General features: G+C 63.6%; 24 protein-coding genes. 10 read left to right on the top strand and 14 right to left on the bottom strand.

Annotation, left to right across the window (positions count from 1 at the left end; translation table 11 throughout):
- Positions 1 to 163: 163 nt before the first annotated feature.
- Positions 164 to 1,000, top strand: a complete 837-nt coding sequence (locus ACP7DD_RS19145; protein WP_426176393.1) for a branched-chain amino acid aminotransferase — start codon at positions 164 to 166, stop codon at positions 998 to 1,000.
- On the opposite strand, the gene ACP7DD_RS19140 is transcribed toward ACP7DD_RS19145, so the two are convergent.
- From ACP7DD_RS19140 to ACP7DD_RS19115, 6 genes are all read right to left on the bottom strand, one after another.
- The gene (locus ACP7DD_RS19140; RefSeq protein WP_426176392.1) at positions 1,001 to 1,528 is read right to left on the bottom strand and encodes a DUF3617 domain-containing protein; all 528 of its coding nucleotides are present in this window, start codon (positions 1,526 to 1,528) and stop codon (positions 1,001 to 1,003) included.
- Positions 1,529 to 1,598: 70 nt separating this feature from the next.
- The gene (locus ACP7DD_RS19135) at positions 1,599 to 2,054 is read right to left on the bottom strand and encodes a hypothetical protein (protein ID WP_426176391.1); all 456 of its coding nucleotides are present in this window, start codon (positions 2,052 to 2,054) and stop codon (positions 1,599 to 1,601) included.
- A gap of 143 nt (positions 2,055 to 2,197) precedes the next feature.
- Entirely contained in the window at positions 2,198 to 2,875 is a 678-nt protein-coding gene (locus ACP7DD_RS19130; protein ID WP_426176390.1) for an OmpA family protein, read from the bottom strand.
- 103 nt (positions 2,876 to 2,978) lie between these two features.
- Positions 2,979 to 3,125 carry a lmo0937 family membrane protein gene (locus ACP7DD_RS19125; RefSeq protein ID WP_426176389.1) on the bottom strand — a complete coding sequence of 49 codons (147 nt, stop codon included), beginning with the start codon at positions 3,123 to 3,125 and terminating at the stop codon, positions 2,979 to 2,981.
- A 90-nt stretch (positions 3,126 to 3,215) separates the two neighbouring features.
- Positions 3,216 to 3,440, bottom strand: coding sequence for a hypothetical protein (locus ACP7DD_RS19120; protein WP_426176388.1), 225 nt, complete (start codon positions 3,438 to 3,440; stop codon positions 3,216 to 3,218).
- Positions 3,441 to 3,624: 184 nt separating this feature from the next.
- Positions 3,625 to 4,386 (bottom strand): glycine zipper 2TM domain-containing protein, encoded by a 762-nt coding sequence (locus ACP7DD_RS19115; protein ID WP_426176387.1) that lies wholly within the window; start codon positions 4,384 to 4,386, stop codon positions 3,625 to 3,627.
- Positions 4,387 to 4,657: 271 nt separating this feature from the next.
- On the opposite strand from ACP7DD_RS19115, the gene ACP7DD_RS19110 reads away from it, so the two are divergent.
- The gene (locus tag ACP7DD_RS19110) at positions 4,658 to 5,389 is read left to right on the top strand and encodes a Crp/Fnr family transcriptional regulator (protein ID WP_426176386.1); all 732 of its coding nucleotides are present in this window, start codon (positions 4,658 to 4,660) and stop codon (positions 5,387 to 5,389) included.
- A 3-nt stretch (positions 5,390 to 5,392) separates the two neighbouring features.
- Here the strand turns inward: ACP7DD_RS19110 and ACP7DD_RS19105 are convergent, their stop codons facing one another.
- Together ACP7DD_RS19105 and ACP7DD_RS19100 are read right to left on the bottom strand one after the other, a co-directional pair.
- A complete protein-coding gene (locus ACP7DD_RS19105; protein ID WP_426176385.1) occupies positions 5,393 to 5,626 on the bottom strand; it encodes a hypothetical protein in 234 nt (77 codons plus the stop codon).
- A gap of 49 nt (positions 5,627 to 5,675) precedes the next feature.
- A complete protein-coding gene (locus ACP7DD_RS19100) occupies positions 5,676 to 6,002 on the bottom strand; it encodes a hypothetical protein (RefSeq protein WP_426176384.1) in 327 nt (108 codons plus the stop codon).
- 82 nt (positions 6,003 to 6,084) lie between these two features.
- Here ACP7DD_RS19100 and ACP7DD_RS19095 point away from each other — a divergent pair, with 82 nt between their 5' ends.
- The 4 genes from ACP7DD_RS19095 to ACP7DD_RS19080 all read left to right on the top strand — a co-directional run bounded on the left by ACP7DD_RS19095 (position 6,085) and on the right by ACP7DD_RS19080 (position 7,551).
- Positions 6,085 to 6,687: a kelch repeat-containing protein gene (locus ACP7DD_RS19095; RefSeq protein WP_426176383.1), complete on the top strand. Its 603-nt coding sequence runs from the start codon at positions 6,085 to 6,087 to the stop codon at positions 6,685 to 6,687.
- A gap of 114 nt (positions 6,688 to 6,801) precedes the next feature.
- Positions 6,802 to 7,179, top strand: a complete 378-nt coding sequence (locus ACP7DD_RS19090; protein ID WP_426176382.1) for a hypothetical protein — start codon at positions 6,802 to 6,804, stop codon at positions 7,177 to 7,179.
- On the top strand, positions 7,071 to 7,346 hold the full coding sequence (locus tag ACP7DD_RS19085; protein ID WP_426176415.1) for an RHS repeat-associated core domain-containing protein: 276 nt from the start codon (positions 7,071 to 7,073) through the stop codon (positions 7,344 to 7,346). The genes ACP7DD_RS19090 and ACP7DD_RS19085 overlap by 109 nt, the downstream gene beginning before the upstream one ends.
- Positions 7,309 to 7,551 (top strand): hypothetical protein, encoded by a 243-nt coding sequence (locus ACP7DD_RS19080; protein WP_426176381.1) that lies wholly within the window; start codon positions 7,309 to 7,311, stop codon positions 7,549 to 7,551. Before ACP7DD_RS19085 ends, ACP7DD_RS19080 begins: the two co-directional genes overlap by 38 nt.
- A 326-nt stretch (positions 7,552 to 7,877) precedes the next feature.
- Here ACP7DD_RS19080 and ACP7DD_RS19075 read toward each other — a convergent pair whose 3' ends face one another.
- The 6 genes from ACP7DD_RS19075 to ACP7DD_RS19050 all read right to left on the bottom strand — a co-directional run bounded on the left by ACP7DD_RS19075 (position 7,878) and on the right by ACP7DD_RS19050 (position 14,151).
- Positions 7,878 to 9,341, bottom strand: coding sequence for an RAD55 family ATPase (locus ACP7DD_RS19075; RefSeq protein WP_426176380.1), 1,464 nt, complete (start codon positions 9,339 to 9,341; stop codon positions 7,878 to 7,880).
- On the bottom strand, positions 9,338 to 9,751 hold the full coding sequence (locus ACP7DD_RS19070; RefSeq protein WP_426176379.1) for a hypothetical protein: 414 nt from the start codon (positions 9,749 to 9,751) through the stop codon (positions 9,338 to 9,340). The genes ACP7DD_RS19075 and ACP7DD_RS19070 overlap by 4 nt, the downstream gene beginning before the upstream one ends.
- A 3-nt stretch (positions 9,752 to 9,754) precedes the next feature.
- On the bottom strand, positions 9,755 to 11,158 hold the full coding sequence (locus ACP7DD_RS19065) for a hybrid sensor histidine kinase/response regulator (protein ID WP_426176378.1): 1,404 nt from the start codon (positions 11,156 to 11,158) through the stop codon (positions 9,755 to 9,757).
- Between the two features lie 165 nt (positions 11,159 to 11,323).
- Complete coding sequence (locus ACP7DD_RS19060) at positions 11,324 to 11,545, bottom strand: glycine zipper 2TM domain-containing protein (RefSeq protein ID WP_099790168.1); 222 nt, start codon at positions 11,543 to 11,545, stop codon at positions 11,324 to 11,326.
- A gap of 57 nt (positions 11,546 to 11,602) precedes the next feature.
- Positions 11,603 to 11,920 (bottom strand): BON domain-containing protein, encoded by a 318-nt coding sequence (locus ACP7DD_RS19055; protein ID WP_426176377.1) that lies wholly within the window; start codon positions 11,918 to 11,920, stop codon positions 11,603 to 11,605.
- Positions 11,921 to 12,081: 161 nt separating this feature from the next.
- Positions 12,082 to 14,151, bottom strand: a complete 2,070-nt coding sequence (locus ACP7DD_RS19050; RefSeq protein ID WP_426176376.1) for an AsmA family protein — start codon at positions 14,149 to 14,151, stop codon at positions 12,082 to 12,084.
- A gap of 188 nt (positions 14,152 to 14,339) precedes the next feature.
- Between ACP7DD_RS19050 and ACP7DD_RS19045 the strand changes: the two genes are divergently transcribed.
- The 4 genes from ACP7DD_RS19045 to ACP7DD_RS19030 all read left to right on the top strand — a co-directional run bounded on the left by ACP7DD_RS19045 (position 14,340) and on the right by ACP7DD_RS19030 (position 16,715).
- Positions 14,340 to 14,732 (top strand): DUF4398 domain-containing protein, encoded by a 393-nt coding sequence (locus ACP7DD_RS19045; RefSeq protein ID WP_426176375.1) that lies wholly within the window; start codon positions 14,340 to 14,342, stop codon positions 14,730 to 14,732.
- Between the two features lie 94 nt (positions 14,733 to 14,826).
- Positions 14,827 to 15,762, top strand: a complete 936-nt coding sequence (locus ACP7DD_RS19040) for an OmpA family protein (protein ID WP_426176374.1) — start codon at positions 14,827 to 14,829, stop codon at positions 15,760 to 15,762.
- A 27-nt stretch (positions 15,763 to 15,789) separates the two neighbouring features.
- A complete protein-coding gene (locus ACP7DD_RS19035; RefSeq protein WP_426176373.1) occupies positions 15,790 to 16,329 on the top strand; it encodes a ferritin-like domain-containing protein in 540 nt (179 codons plus the stop codon).
- Positions 16,330 to 16,370: 41 nt separating this feature from the next.
- A complete protein-coding gene (locus tag ACP7DD_RS19030; RefSeq protein WP_426176372.1) occupies positions 16,371 to 16,715 on the top strand; it encodes a DUF883 family protein in 345 nt (114 codons plus the stop codon).
- Positions 16,716 to 16,726 lie beyond the last annotated feature (11 nt).

Below are 16,726 nucleotides of genomic sequence, written 5' to 3'. Positions count from 1 at the left end.
ACTTTGTACGGTAGCGTACCAAGCCGCCGGATGCTTTTTTCAATCGGGGTCAGACCTGGGTCTGACCCAGGGTCTGACCCCGATTAGAAGTTGCGCCCGCCGCTTCACGGCTGCCTGGGCCACATCGGTTAAACTTGCGGGGCTTCCACATCAAGGATAGACCATGCACCTGACTTACTTCAACGGACAATGGACCGAGGGTAATACGCCCTTGTTTGGCGCGATGGACCACAGCGTCTGGCTCGGCTCGTCCGTCTTCGACGGCGCCCGCTCGGTGCGCGGCCACATGCCCGATCTGCGCCTGCACCTCGAGCGCGTCACCCGCTCGGCCGTCTCGCTCGGCCTGCGCTGCCCGCTATCGGTCGACCAGATGGAAGCGCTGGTGCACGAAGGCGTGGCGAAGTTTCCGGCCGACGCCGAGCTGTACGTGCGCCCGTTGGTGTTCGGCACTGACGGGTTCCTGGTGCCGGTAGCCGAGAAAAGCAGTTTCGCGCTGACCCTGTTCGACGCGCCGATGCCGCCGTGGAGCGGATTTGCCGCGTGCCTGTCGGGCTTGCGCCGACCTGATGCGACCATGGCGCCGACCGACGCCAAGGCGTCTGCGCTATACGCCAACTCGAGCCGCGCGATGCGCGACGCCCAGCAGCGCGGCTTCGACAACGCCGTCATGCTCGACAGCGAAGGCAATGTCACCGAATTCGCCACGGCCAACTTGTTCCTGGTGGCGGCTGACGGCACCGTGGTGACGCCGGCTGCGAACGGTACATTCCTGGCTGGCATCACGCGCGCACGTGTCATTGCGCTGCTGGCGGAGGCGGGCGTGACGGTCGAGCAGCACACGGTGAAGCCGGAAGAACTGTCGAGCGCGCTGGAGATTTTCAATACCGGCAACTTCGGCAAGGTCACGCCGTGCGTGCGCTACGAGGAACGCACCTTGGCGGTCGGACCGGTCGCCACGCTGGCGCGCGACCGTTACTTCGCCTATATGGAACAGCATTAATTACTTGACGCTGCCGCACTCGGCGCCGACCCAGCGCGCGGTCGAATCGATGCTGACCGTTTCGCTGGCGCCGGTGGCGGTGGTGGTCACCTTCGTGGTCGAGGTGTACGAGGTCGGGCTGAGGAAGGTGGCGGTGCCTTCGCCGAGGGTTTTCGGGTTGGCGCAGGAGAAGTAGTACGTCATCTTGTTGCCGCTCGGCGGATCAGGCTGGAAGGTGCAGTTACCATTCGTGCGCTGCTGGATGGGCAATTCGCGCTTGGCGGCCATGTCCGGCGTAACGCACACCTTGGCGACGAGGCCGTCGTTGCTGATGACCACGCCCTGGCTGGACATCATGCCTTCGATCTTGCTGCGCTGCTCCGGGCTCATGTTCTGCATCTGCTGCTGCACCATGGCGAGCGCGCCTTGCATCTTGCCGCCGCCAATCTTGTTATTGGTTTCCCACAGGCCCGGCTTGATGTTCTGGGCGAGCGCCGGCTGGGCGGCGAGGGCGGCGATGGCGAGGATGGCGGCGAGGCGGATATTCATGGCGGCTCCGAAAATTGCGAATGGACTGGAGCCAGAGCATAACGGAAAACCGCCGCGGCGGCCGTTCGGGTCAGGTGGTGGCGTCCAGCAGCAGCGACAGCAGCGCGCTGGTGCTGGCATAGGCGGCGCCGGCCACCACCGCGCACATCAGCACGCTGTCCCACGACCTGCGCTGGTAGCTGGCGCCGTAGCGCGCCTTCACCAGCCGTTCCTGCTGGCGGGCAGCACCGAAATACCACACCAAAAAAAACAGCAGTCCGCCCGGGTGCAGCAGCATCGGCTCGCTGCCGAGCCGCGCGTTGAGTGCGCTGGTAATTAGTTGCAGCATCAGCAGCGCCAGGCTGGCATGGAACCAGCGTCGCGCGCGCACCGCTTCTTGCGGCTGGCCCATGAAATGCCAGTTGTGCATATGAATGAAGGCGCCGAACGCCGGCGTGAACACCAGGCTCCAGCGCGCAGCGGCGGACGGGTTCCAGATGGCGCAGGCAGGTTCGCTGGCGGCGGGGGCGGTAGCGTCGGGGGTCATGGCGAGCCTCGGAATTGTCGGCTCGAAATCTTGCCGATACGCATGCCAATATGCGCCCGCGGCACTGCCTCCACGTTGATCTTCCCCAAACGCAAAAAGCCGCCCAGCTCCGAACCTGGACGGCGTTGCCGAGCGGTGGCCGGTCAGCCGCGCGGCGCCGGCTCGGCCACGAAGATCTCGACGCGGCGATTGCGCGCGCGGCCGGCCGGATCGTTGTTCGAGGCGATCGGTTCGCGTTCGCCGCGCCCGTCGACGTAGATGCGGTTCGGCGACACGCCGCGCATGGCCAGGTAGTCGCGGGTGTGGGCGGCGCGGTCGATCGACAGCGGCCGGTTGATGGCCTCGTCGCCGGTGCTGTCGGTGTGGCCGATGATGGTGACGGTGGTCGCCGGGTTGTCGTTCAGCGTGCCGGCGAAGCGTTCCAGCACGGGACGGAAATTCGGCTTGATGTCGGAGCGCCCGGTGTCGAACGAGACGTCGCTGGGGATGTCCAGCTTGAGCCGGTTGTCGGCCGTCTGGCTCACTTGTACGCCGGTGCCGCGGGTGGCCTGTTCCATTTGCTGCTTTTGCTGCTCCATGCGCTTGGACCAGACGTTGCCGATCAGCGCGCCGGCGGCGCCGCCGATGACGGCGCCCTTGGCCGCGCGGCCGCCGCCGCCGCCGCCGGTAGTGCCGCCGAGCAGCGCGCCAATGCCGGCGCCAATGCCGGCGCCCGTCGCGGTGCCGCGCTGCGTCTGGTTCATGTCGGCACAGCCGCTGCTGGCCAGCGCCAGGACGGCAGCGCAGATGATTGTTTTGGTGAGAGTAGGCAAGTTGCTCATTTCAACTCCTTAAATGAAAAATCCGTTTCGTGGTTGCATCCGGTAAGGAGCGCGACCGCGAAACGGATCGGGCATCAGCGACGATGTCCGCATGAACGGTGCGCTAGATACCTCGGCCGCTGATGAGGCGAACCAGGATCATGATGACAGCGACGACCAGCAGGATGTGAATGAAGCCGCCGACGGTGTAGGAGGTGACCAAGCCAAGTACCCACAGGATCAGGAGAATGATTGCGATTGTATAAAGCATGATGGCGTCCTTGTTAGTTGGTGTAACGACTGTCTCGTCGTGAAGCCAGTATCGCGAGTTCTCTTCAGTTTCTCCGTACGCTGGCGTACATTAAAGATAACTTTTTTGCTCAGCTCGCATACCCGGCATCCATCCCATGATGCCGAACAGGCCGACGGTGCCGATGAGGCATGTGACCATCCCGCCTACGATGAGGAACAAGACGTCCTGCGGCTGTACGTTCACCGCGTGTGGCGGCGCGCTGACTCCAGTTAGACCGAATCCGGCGACGAAAAGTCCCCAAACGATGATGCCAATCCAGGTCAATTTGTTCATATTCGATCCTTGTCGATTCGGAGCGGGAAATTGTTCCCCATGACGGAATGAATCGATTCTGAGGCTTGTTACAAAGCAACTCTGTTCGTTCTCACACATTGCATCGAAGAAAAAAAACGCCATGCGCAAATTGCCGCATGGCGTTGTTTTTGAGGCTAGGAGGGCGGCCAGGGCCGCCGCGGTATTACTTTACCGAGCGCAGCACACCCTTGACCACGCGCACGCGGTCACCGTTGCGCCAGCCGGGCGCGCGCTGCTGGTGGAAGGTGCGCGACGAGCCATCGTCGAGGCGCACGCGGATTTCGTAGCTGGTGGTGGCCTTCATGTTGCCTTCGACCTGATTGCCGACCACGGCGCCGCCGACTGCACCGGCGACGGTTGCCAGCTGACGGCCGTGACCGCCGCCAACCTGGTTGCCGAGCAGGCCGCCGAGGATCGCGCCGCCGGCTGCGCCAACGCCGCTACCCTGGGCGCGGGTCTTGATTTCACGCACCGATTCGACGTTACCGCAGTTCGAGCACCAGTTCTTCGCCGGCTTGTCGGCGGCAGCGAGCTGGACCGGGCGGCGCGGCGCGGCGCGCGGTGCATCCGTATCGCCGACGTAATTCTGTGCCGGTGCGTAGTTCTGCGCCGGTGCGCGCTGATATTGCTGGACCGGCTGAGGCTCGACCTGTGCCATCGCCAGTTGTTGCGGCTGGGCAGCCGGCAGCGGCGGCAGGGCGGCCAGCTGCTGCGACGGCGTCGTCGATTGCATCTTCGATGCCAGCGCCAGGCGGTCCGCCTCGGTCAGCTCGCCGCGATTGGCCGGCGTGCCGCCGATCGACGACGGGATCCAGCCCATGATGGCGGCGGTACCGGCCAGGCAGAACAGGATGATGGCGATGGCCGCGATGATCATCATCGGATGATGTTTCGGTGCAGTGTTGTGGGTCAGCGGTGTGTTCATTGGTGGTTCCTTTTGGTGTGAGTTTGTTCTCGTCGCCAGGCGATTCCGACGCCAGACGGACCGAGCACTAGGTCCGTTGATGGCGCCATTCTCCCTGTGAACTTGGGGGTTATCCGTGCGTCACCGTACATACTTTCATGTTTATTGCCGCTACGCTGAATCAAATTGTTTGTAAATGTAATCGCGTTCCATTTGACACATGGTTTCTTACACGATCGCCACCCGACGAGAAAAAATGTTTCAACACACCCAACCGAGCCGCGCTGGACCTGTGACTTTCGCCGCTGCCCATGAGGATGCCGAGAAGAACGGCAACTGTCTGCTGGGCGCATTGCCCGACCACGACTTTGCCCGCCTGGCGCCGATGCTGCAGCAGGTGCAGATCGATGTCGGCGATGTGTTGTGCGAGCCGGGCGACACGTTCAAGCATATCTATTTCCCGCACGACAGCCTGGTATCGCTGCTCGGCGTTGCCGAAGGGCGCATGACGCTCGAGGTCGGGCTGGTCGGCCGCGAAGGCATGCTCGGCGCCACAGTCGCCCTCGGCCATCAGCTGGCGCAGGTGCGCGCGGTGGTGCAGCGCGCCGGTATTGCCAGCCGCATGGACAGCGCCCAGTTCCGCACCGAATTCGCCCGCAATCCGTCGCTGCAGCGGGTGCTGTACCGCTACACCGACACCTTGCTGGCGCAGGCGATCCAGATTGCCGTGTGCAGCCGCTTTCACGTGCTCGAGGCGCGCCTGGCGCGGTCGCTGCTGATCACGCGCGACCGCCTGCAATCGGACAAATTTCACCTGACACATGAATTTCTGGCGCACGCGCTGGGCGTGCGGCGGGTCGGCGTCACCAAGGCCGCCAGCGCGCTGCAGCAGCAGGGCCTGATCATTTACAGTCGCGGCAATATCGAGATCCTCGACCTGCCCGGACTGGCCGCGGCCTCGTGCAAGTGCTACGAGATCGTCAAGGAAGCGGGCGAAGCGGCGCTGGCCACCGCCTTCGTCTGATTGCTAGCGCGCAATTGGCGGGCTGGTCAGTGACTTGAGGAACTCGACCAGGTCCGCTTTTTCAAGCGGCGTAAGAATTAACGGCCGATCCGCTTGAGCGCTTCTGTAAGATAACTCCAGTTCAACGGCTTGCTCCAACGTGGCGACGCTGCCGTCGTGCATGTAGGGCGCGGTCATCGCCACGTTGCGCAGGCTGGGCGTGCGGAACTTGGCGATGTCGGCGGGATTGAACGTCACCGCGAAGCGGCCTAGGGCGGCGATTTCACCGGCGGTGAGGGCCGTTTGATCAACGCTGGCGCCACGCTGGTTCGCGCTTGCCGGGCGCAGCGTGATCCGGGGCGAGCTCGGGGGTGAGGCGGCGCAGGCCCATGCCGAGGCTGTGAAACTTGTCGTCAGCGAACAAGGCGGGTGTGGTGCCGATGGAGTGGCAGGCCACACATTGCGCGTCGTGCCGGAATAGCGCCAGGCCGCGCACCGCAGCGGGCGACAATGCCGCTTTCACCTTAACTTGGCCCAGCAGGTATTGCCGACCACCGGCACGTATGCCATCAAGGCCGATCCCGCGGGCGCCAACATCGGCAGCGCCAATCTCGCAGTGACCAGTCCCTAGCATGCCGTGCGCGGGACCTACGACTCGTTGTTGACGCTGTGATGCCGGCCTAACACGGGCTCGTTATTCGATCAGGAAGACCGCCATGTCAAAATTCACGCCGAAGTTTTCCACCCGGTTCGCGCGCCGCGCGATGGGCGCGCTGGTCCTGTCGGTCGGGGTGATGCACGCCGTGCAGTCGCAGGACGCGCCCGCCGGCGCGCCCGACGCCGCTGCGCTCGCCAGCGTGCTGCTGCCGCAGCCAGCCGTGCGGCCAGGCCAAAGCGCGACCCAACTGCCGGACGGCAGCTGGCTGTTGCTCGGCGGCGAGGAACCCGACAAGGCGCCGGTCGCCGGCGCTGTGATTGTGCAGCGCGGCGGCGGCGCCACGGCCGCCGAAATCAAGCTCAACAAGGCGCGCAGCGGGCATACCGCCACGTTGCTGCCAGACGGCGAGATCCTGGTAATCGGCGGCGTCGACGCCACCGGCGCGGTCGTCACCGGCGCCGAACAATTCGACCCGGCCGGTACACAGGTGCAGGACCGCGGCGATCTCGGCCTGATTGCGCGCACCGGGCATACGGCCACGGTCCTTGCCAACAGCCAGCTATGGATCAGCGGCGGCTTCGACCAGCACGACCATGAGGTGCATGAGGCCGGATGGCGAGCAAGGGCTGCGGGTCGCGCATGCCATGCTCGCGCGGATTGAACAGTGGGTCGATCGTCTGCGATTCGACTGACCCGCATCGACCAGGCCGCGGGCGCCGCCAACAACAACGTCGCGCAAAGCATTGCTTTTACTTACGACGCCGCAGGCAGGTGCATGCGAACCACCTATATGAACGGGATAAAGGGCGACAACAGCTACGATGACGCCGGGCAGCTTGCCGCCATCACGTTTGGCGTCGCCAACGGCTACGTCTACGACGGATCGAACATCGTGCAAGAGCCGGTCGGCGCCGCCAGCGCCAACAACGACGCGTCAAATGTGAAGGCGAGCTATGTCGGCGCCGGCGTCGACGAGGTGTTTGCGCAGTTGAGCGGATCGGGCCAGAGCGCGGCCATCCTGACCTACCTGACCGATGCGCTCGGATCGACAATCCGGCTGGTCGATGCGGCAGGCGCCAAGGTGGTCGAGTACACCTACGATCCGTACGGAAATACGATTGCCGACGCGGCGGTCCGCAATCCGTTCCAGTAACTGGACGAGAAAACGACGCCACGGGGCTGTATTATTACCACGCACGCTATTATTTGCCGAACCTGGCGCGCTTCATCTCGAGCGATCCGATAGGGCTTGATGGGGGCATCACTACTTATGCATATGTCGATGGCAATCCTCTTTCGATGGTTGACCCTTATGGTTAGTCGGCGCGGCAACATGCGGGTGCCCGTGATGAAAAGGCTGCTCTACATCTTGATTTGGCTTGTCATCGCGTTAGTCGCTGGAGCGGTCGGCAGCTACCGCTTCAATGTCAACTTCTGGGTCGCTTCGCTCATCGCGGGGTTTGCATTGATTGCGAACGGGTTGATTGCTGAATGGGAAGACCGCCGACGTGACGGTGGCTCGTGAAGCTCAGAATGATTTGATCGGGCTCGGCGGCGGCATCAACGTAGCTGGGGGCACATAGCCGGGGTCGCACCCGGCAAGCCGACTTTGCTTCTGCGAACAAGGGGCCAGGTCTGCCATTCAGACACGACCTCGACTATGTGTAGAAGGGGCGGCATGAGGAGGGCAACGCGGGCAGGTACCGCCATCAGACAGAGCGGGCACGGGGTCTGTACCGACAAACGTACGAGCGGAGCAGTAAAGCAAGGTTGGTCCGGGTCAGTACACTTGGCTTTTAGACCTTCGCCTCTGCCATTGGCTTAGCGCCGGCGCCTGATTGCAGACCAACATCAGGCCGGTTCGCCGCCCGCACCGATCAGCGTTGGCGTGCCGGCCAGAATACCTTGGTACTGCTGCAGGTCGTCGCCGATGCGGATGCCATCGGCACCGATGTCGTAGAAGCGGAACTCGTCGCTATGCGCGCTGCCGCGGATCTTGACGACCGAAGTGACGCGCCGCAGCTTGCCCTTCAGTTCGACATAGCGCTGCATGACGATGGCGTCGGCCAGGAATGCGTTGCCGTACGAGCTGAATCGCAACTCTTGGTAGCGGTCTTCCACCTCGGCCGTCATCAACACCGTCACCCCCATCTCGGTCAGCGTGGCCACCAGGCGGTACAACGATTCGCGGAAGTCTTCGCGGAACATCGACGCGAGCGCCATTTCGAAGCCGGACACCGAATCGATGACGACGCGGCGGGCCTTCATGCGCGCGATCATGGCAACCAGGTCGTGCAGGATTTCATCGAGCGACAGGTCGAGCGTGCGGGTATTGATGACGCCCACCGCGCCGCTGGCGATCAGGTCGTCGAGCTGCCGGCTCATCAGCTGGTTCGGGCTTTTCTCGAACGCGGCAATGACACCCGGTTCACCGACGCGCACACCTTCAGCCAGAAATTGCGTCGCCAGCACGGTCTTGCCGGAGCCGGATGGTCCCACCACCAGCAGAGAGTACGCCGCCGGCAGGCCGCCGCCCATCATCTTGTCGAGCTCCGGCACCCCCAGTGAGACACGCTCGTTGGACGCGATGCGCACTTGCTTGCCGGCCGGCTTGAGTACCGCGCGCGGGAAAATTTCCAGGCCGTTGTCGCTGATGCGGAACGTGTGGATGCCCAGGCTCTGCGCCTGGCCGCGCATCTTGACGACCTGGATCTTGCGCACCAGCGCGTCGCGATGAATCAGTTGCGACAGCCACAAGATGCCGTCGGCGACGGTAAACACCGGGCTCGATTCGGCCTCCGGCGCCAGGTATTCGCCGATCAGGAAGGTGGTGGCCAGCCAGCTCGTCATCTGCATGCCGAGCTGGTGGACGAAGTGCTGCAGGCCGCCGGCGCCGGCGTCCATCGCCCTGGCCGACTGCACCACTGAACGGAACGAGTCGACGAACACCAGGCTTGGCTTGAAGGCCTGGACTTCTTCCTCGATGCGCGCCAATACCCGGTCGAAGTCGCCCTCGAGCAAGTCGGCGGCCAGGTTGACGAAGCGGATCGACTCGTTGATCTTGCTGACATCGAAGAACGGAAACTGCTGCTGGTAACGCAGCATCTTCAGCGGCGGCTCGCCCAGCACGGTGAAAAACAGTGCGCGCCGCTCCGAGTTGGCCAGCGAGAACATGATCTGGTGCGCCATCGTCGTCTTGCCGCTGCCGGGCGTGCCGGCCAGCAGGTTGAACGAAAACTCGGGCACGCCGCCGCCGAGTAATTCATCGAGCCCGGGAACGCCCGTGGCCAGCCGTTGGATACTCACTTTATTCATGTTCGGTGCTCCGTTGCAGCTTGATTCACGACGTCGTCACCCCATGCCTTGCGCAGGATGCTGTAGGTCAAAAGTTCGCCAATTAGTATGATCAGGGTATCGATGAAGATATTCAGCAGGGCGGCGCTGGCCACTTGCGCTTCGGCCGCCGGGCGCTGTTTCAGGCGCGAGGTCAGCAGCGTGAATGGATCGCCGCTTTGCGGCGGCTGCGTCGCCAGCCACGGCAACGCGGCGGCGGCATGGTGCAGGCTGCGCGCGTACAGCGACTCGAAGCCGCGCTCGCCGATGATGACGCGCAGCTCGAGCGCCAGGTTGTCCCACAGGCGCAGGTCGACGTCGTCGTCGGAGCCGGGCACGCGCCGCACCGCCTGGCTGATCATGAAATGTCGCTGTTGATCGGTGGTAGCCATAGTTCAGTATTTCTTTGACGACGCCGTCGGGTCGTCGCGGCGTTGGGACGGGATGCGCAGCTGGGTGGCATGCGCGGCGATGATGCGGGTCAGCGCCGGAACGCTCACCGGTTTGACGAGGTAATGGTCGAAGCCGGCCTCGCTGGCGCGGTCGGGCTGGTCGCTGTCGCTGTAACCGGTGGTGGCAACGAAGCAGGGACGCGGCTCTTCAAGGGCGGCGCGCAGTGCGCTGACGACCTGATAGCCGTCCATGCCGGGCAAGCCGATGTCGCACAGCACCAAGTCGAATGACTGGCTGAGGCCGGCGCGCAGGCCGCTGGGGCCGTCGAAGCAGCTCGTCACGTTGTGGCCGTCGCGCTCGAGCAGCATGGTCAGGATGTCGTTGGCGTCGCGATTGTCCTCGATCAGCAAAATCTTGCACGGCGCCGCCGGCTGTGCCAGCGCGGCGGCATTCGCGCGCTGGTCGGTGCTAGCCGACAACGGCAAGGTGACGCTGAACATGCTGCCCTGGGCGCTGCCGGCGCTGGTCACGCTGACTGTACCGCCATGCAATTGGGCGATCGTGCGCACCAGCGACAATCCGATGCCAAGCCCGCCCTGGGCGCGGTCGAGCGAACGGAAGCCCTGGGTGAACAGGTCGAAGATGAACGGCTGCAGCTCGGGCTGAATGCCGGCGCCGTCGTCGCTGACTTCGACGGTGACGGTGTTGCCCACGCGCCTGGCATTGATCTCGATGCGGCCGTATTCATGGGTGAACTTGCTAGCGTTGATGAGCAGGTTCGAAACCAGCTGCGCCAGCCTGACCTTGTCGCCGTCGAGCACCAGCGCGGCGGCCGGCAGGCGCACCTGCAACTGCTGGTAGCGCCGTTCGATGCCGGGACGGCTGATTTCGACGGCATCGGAGATGATGTCGTTGAGCACAACCGGAGCCAGCTGCAAGACGATCTTGCCGCTGTTGACGCGCGAGGCGTCGAGCAGATCGTCGACCAGCCGCACCATGTGGACCATCTGGCGCGCGTACACGCCGTGCACCTTGGCCACGGTCGGATGCAGGTCAGTGACTTTGGCGAGCAATTCGTTGGCCATGGCCATCGGCTGCAGCGGGTTGCGCAACTCGTGTGCCAGCATCGATAAAAATTCGCTCTGGCGCAGGTTGGTCGCTTCGGCGGCGGCCTGGCGGTCCTGGGCGCCGAAGTTGGCGAGCACCAAGTGTTCGTTGGCATCCTGCAGCTGGCGCACCAGCTGGGCAAACGCGGCGGACTGGTTGTCGTTGGCGGAATGGCTGGCGATCATGTCCACCAACTGGCCAATGGTGGCGCGCAGCGCCGCCACTTCCTGTTCGTGCAGAACTTGCTTTGCTGGGGGGCTGGCAGATTCGCCAGCGCCGGCGTTCCCTTCGTTGCTCATGTGATTCTGACCTGGCGCTGCGATGGTCGCCAGCAATATTAATGCAAAAATGAAATATCCGAGTGACACATTACTACCATTTGACACTAGCGGTTGCGCTATTTAGGGCCACCAATAAAAAGCGCCCCGTCGAGCGGGGCGCTGTTTACTGTCTACCGCCACGAATTACTTGGTGGTCTTGACCTGGTTACCGATGATGCCGCCGACGGCAGCGCCGCCAACGGTGCCGACTGGGCTGCCGCCGGTCAATACGCCGCCGACGACTGCACCAGCGCCAGCGCCGATTGCAGTGTTCTTGTCCTGGTTCGACATGCCGGCACAGCCAGCCAGGCCGAGGGCCACGGTGATCAGCGATGCGCTTACTACGAATTGTTTGATGGTCTTCATGTGGTATCTCCTTGGGTGAGTTGGGGTATTGCTTATTACTTAACTAATTATTATGTATTACTTCAGGCGCAGGTCGTTCTTGACCGATTTCACGCCGTTCACCGAACGTGCTACCGACGATGCGGTGGCGATGTTCTCTGCCGAGCTGACGAAGCCGCTCAGTTGCACAACGCCTTTGTAGGTCTCGACGTTGATTTCCGACACTTTCAAGGTCGGGGCATTCAGGATGGCTGCCTTGACGCCGGTGGTGATGGCGACGTCGTCGATGTATTGGCCTGGGGTGGCGTGCTTGGTATCGGTGGTCGAGGCGCAGCCGACAATAGTCGACAACATCAGGGCAGCGATCAGGGTACTGGCGATTTTCAGGTTTTTCATGTGGGTTCCTTGGTGGGGATTGTTGTTCTTGGTTGCGGCGGTGCGTTCAACACCTGAGCCGATAGGTCACAGAGTAGAGCCTGCTTGAGGGCTGGTCTGTTCGGCAACGCACACAAGTGTTGCGAACAGGACAGCCCCCGGCGGAGGTGCGTATTGACGTGTTAACGGGGGGCGCGGGCAGCCGGCGGCGGCGCGACCGGCTTGACGCGGGCGTCGGCGAGCAGCTTGCCGCAGGCGCTGTCCTGGCCAGGGCCGGTGTTAATCAGCGGCAGCAGGGCGGCGATGGGAGCGGCCACCGTGGCCAGCGCGATGGCGCCGCCCGCTTTCATGGCCAGCACGCCCTTGTCGACGGACACGTCGGGCTTGCTGAAGGTGCCTTGCAGGTGCAGCGGCGAACGCAGCGAGAAGATGCGCAGGCTCTTCGTTTGTGGGCGCATCGTCAGGTTCAACTGCTCGTTGGACAGGTTGACGGTGCCGTCGGCCGTAATGACCGCTTCGTCGGTGTCGATGACGAACACGCGCGTCTGCATCACGCCGTTGGTGACGGCAAAGTCGGTTGCCATGCAATTGAGCTGCACCGGCTTGTCGCCGAACAGCTTGGTCAGCACGATATTGCCGACGTTCAGCCCTATCGTCTCGAGCAGCAGCTTGCTCACCGAGCCCTGGTTGATGAGCGTCTTGACTTCGCCGTTGGCGCCGGCGAGCAGGGTAGCGACGGAATTGCCGGTTGCCGACAGCTGGGCGTCGCCGTTGATTTCACCGACCGTCGCCTGCACCTTTTCGATGGTCGGGAACAACTCCTTGATCTTCATGTGGCGCGCGGTGACCTTGGCGGTGGCCTTGATGGCATCCTTGCCGTCGCGCCCGCTGCCGTCGAGCCGGATGTTCGACACCATGTTGCCGCCGGCGATCGTGAAGTTCAGTGGATTGAGCGTCAGTACGCCCGCCTTCATGATCAGGTGGGTGCTCAGCTTGCTGATCGGCAGCTGCTTTTCGCGCACGATCTGCTGGGCCGAGTATTTGACATCGGCGTCGACAGTTTTCCAGCGCTCGGTGCGGAACGTTTCGACCGGCAGTACCTTGCCCGCCGGCTGCACCGGCGCCACGCCGCGCGCCGTCTTGCTGGCGTTCGAGTCGGCGCCGATCACCGGCCCGAGGTCGGCGAAGTTGAGCTGCTGCGACACCACGTTGCCGGTCAACATGCCGCGCGGCTTGCCGGTCTGGTATTCCAGATGTCCGCCCAGGTCGCTGCTGCCGACCTTGCCCTTGAATTTGTCGTAGGTCCAGCGGCTGCTTTTTTCGTCGAGGTTGCCGATCAGGCGGCCTTCGGTGCTGAAGGCCGGCGTTTCCGGCAGCAGCACCCCGGTGAAATCGTACAGGCGCGCCATGCTGGGGCCGGCCAGTTTGAGCTTCAGGTCGATGGCCGCCAGTTTCGATGGACGGGTAATGGTGCCCTCGGCGCTGACGCGGTTCGGGCCGGCGCGAAAGTCCGCCTGTATCGGGTAGGGCACGCTGCTTTCCTTGAGCGACAACACCGCGCCGGCCTTGCCGCCGCCGGTCACCGGGGCGCCATGGTAGTTGCCGCGCAGTTTCCAGCTGATGCCGTAGGTCTTGTCGATGATGGTGTCGACGTCGGCGGTGATGTCGGCTTTTTCGACCGCGTCGGCCACGTGCACGACGCCCTTGGTAAATACCACCCGTTCAAGGTCGAGCTTCCATTCGGACTTCTTTTCGTCGCGCTCGAACGTCCAGTTGTTGGTGCCGTCGGCATTGCGCAGCAGGTCGATTTTCGGCGTTTCGAAGCGCAAGGTCGGAATGGCGATGGTCTTGTGCAGCAGCGAAAACGGATTGAGCGAGAACGACAGCTGGCTGACGCTGGCCGTGTCGCGCGCCGGCAGGCCGACCGGGTTGCTGACGTGGACGTCGTTGGCGATCAAGTGCGGCCATCGAATATGGTCGCGCCAGGTTGTATCGTGGCCGGCAATCTTGTTGGCCGGCTTTTCCCACTGCAGCGTCAGCTCGCCGTTGATGGCAAACGGACGCCCGATCGCGTCGCTCGCCTTGGCGTTGAGCCACGGGCGCGCCTTGTTCCAGTCGTAATTGAGCAAGATGACGAGCGCAATGGCCGGTATTGCCACCAGCAGGCCGAGCACAGTCAGCCCGATCTTGGTGGTGCGCGAGGTCGCGCGGGAAGCAGGCGGGACGCTGCTGGGCTCTTGGCGGTCAGGCATGACGATCCTCGGTGTGTGGCTGAAATGAAGCGCTCAGCGTAGCGCAAAGGACAAGTTGTCGATGTGCGCTGACGCACCGAGCGCCGGTGGAATGGACACATTGCTATGTGCGTCAGCGAACCGAGCTTAACAAAGAAACAGCATATAACGTTAATATCACATCAATTAATTGCCACCGGAGAGAACCCATGACCACGCAAACGAAGACCAATCAGTTGTTCAAAGTAGTGTGCGCCGGCGCGCTGCTGTCGCTGGCTGCCTGCGGCACGTCGCAAAAAGCGCCTGCCACGGCCGACGTCGCCGTCTCCCGCAATGCGGTCGAGAACGCAGTGAGCGCCGGCGCGGCCGACCTGGCCCCGGCCGAAATCACCGCGGCGCGCTCGAAGATGATGCGCGCCAACGAGGCGCTCGCGGCCAAGGATTACACCCTGGCGCGCACCCTGGCGACCGAAGCGCAAGCCGACGCCAAGCTGGCCCAGAGCAAGGCCAATTCGACCAAGGCGAACGCCGCCGCCAATGCCCTCGACGCCGACCTGCGCATCCTGCGCGACGAAGTCGAGCGCGCCAACGGCGTCCGCTAACACGCTGCCGGGCAGGGCGGCCGTCGCCGACTGACCGCACAACAACTCGAAATCGACCCTGCGCACAGCACGCGCTTTCTACAAGGACTTGAACATGAACGCCAAATTTTTTAAAGCCACCATCCTCGCCAGCGCCGTCATGCTGGCCGCCTGCAGCTCCACGCCGACCACCACCAATATGCTCGACCAGGCGCGCAACGAGTTCGTCGCCGCCAACAGCAATCCGGCAGTGTCGAGCTACGCGCCGCTCGAATTCAAGCAGGCCAGCGATGCCTTGGACGCCGCCAACGCCGCCGCGGCGCGCCGCGAGAGCCTGGCGCAGATCGACCAGTTGGCCTACCTGGCCAAGCAGAGGATCGCCACCGCCCAGCAGGTCGCCAGCCAGAAGGCAGCCGAAGCCGACATCGCCAATTCGGGCCGCCAGCGCGACCAGCTGCGCCTGGAAGCGCGCACCGCCGAAGCGGACCGCGCCAAGATGGACGCCGAGCGCGCCAAGATGGAAGCGAACCGCGCCAAGATAGATGCGCAATCGGCCCAGGCCCAGGCCAACGACGCCACCCGCGCCGCCCAGAGTGCCGAAGCCCAGACACGCGAAGCACAGGCGCGCGCCGCCCAGCTGGAAGCCCAGATGGCCGATCTGCAGGCGAAAAAGACTGAACGCGGCATGATCATCACCATCGGCGACGTGTTGTTTGCCACCAACCAAGCGACGCTGACGGCCGACGGCGTCAATAACGTGCGCAAGCTTGCCGACGTACTGAACCAGAACCCGAACCGCACCGTGCTGGTCGAAGGGTTTACGGACAGTACCGGCAGTTCGGCACACAACCAGGAGCTGTCCGAGCGGCGCGCCGCGTCGGTGGCCAGCGCGCTGACCGGCATGGGCATCGGCCGCGAGCGCGTCGCCATGCGCGGCTACGGCGAAGCCTATCCGGTCGCCGGCAATGTCTCGGCTGGCGACAGGCAGCTGAACCGCCGCGTCGAAATCGTGCTGTCAAATGAAGGCGTCGCAATTCCGCCGCGCCGTTAATCAACGTAACCGAACAAGGAAATCATCATGGAAGACAATAAAACGCCGCTCGCTCACGGGTTTGACGTCGCCGCGATCCGCGCGGCCGCCGCCAACCTCGACGACGGCGCAGTGACCGACGGCTACCAGGCTGACCGCGAAGCCGTCATTGCCATGCTCAACGACGCGCTGGCAACCGAGCTGGTGTGCGTGCTGCGCTACAAGCGCCACTACTACACCGTTAGCGGCCCCGGCAATGGCCAGGCGCGCGCCGAATTTCTCGAGCACGCGACCCAGGAGCAGGAGCACGCCGACTGGCTGGCCGAACGCATTGTCCAGCTGAACGGTTCGCCGAACTTCAATCCGGCCACGCTGACCGCGCGCAGCCACGCCGAGTATGACGATTCGGACAATGTCGGCGCGATGGTCCGCGCTAACCTGATTGCCGAGCGTGTGGCGATCGAATCGTATCGCCAGATGATCGCCGCGATCGGCGACAAGGATCCGACCACGCGCGACCTGCTGGTCAGGATCATGGCCGTCGAAGAAGAGCACGCCGACGACATGCACGACCTGATGCCAGCCTAAAACCATTTAATAATTTTTTCACCCACCAACAGGAGTTCATCATGTTAGACAACAATACCCGTTCCGCCAGCGCCGCCGCCAACACCGTCAATGGCGCCATGAACAACGCGTCGGCCGACGTCAAGACGCTGGTCAAGGATGCCCAGACCCTGCTGACCGCCGCTGCCGCCCTGACGGGCGAAAAGGCCGAAGAACTGCGCGGGCGCGGCATGGAAATGCTCGACGTTGCAATGGGCAAGGCGAGCCAGGTGCAAGGTCAAGCTATGGTCAAGGGCAAGGAACTGGCGCAGTCGGCCGATGTCTATGTCAAGGACAACCCATGGCGCACCATCGCCGCGGCGGCCGGCGTCGGCCTGCTGCTCGGCGTGATCCTGGGCCGCAAATAATCTTAGCCGGG

The organism is Massilia sp. TWR1-2-2, assembly GCF_049897565.1.
Classification (GTDB): Bacteria; Pseudomonadota; Gammaproteobacteria; order Burkholderiales; family Burkholderiaceae_D; genus JAFCUW01.
Note: the sequence above shows the minus strand (reverse complement) of the source record. Positions and strands in the feature narration are given on the sequence as shown.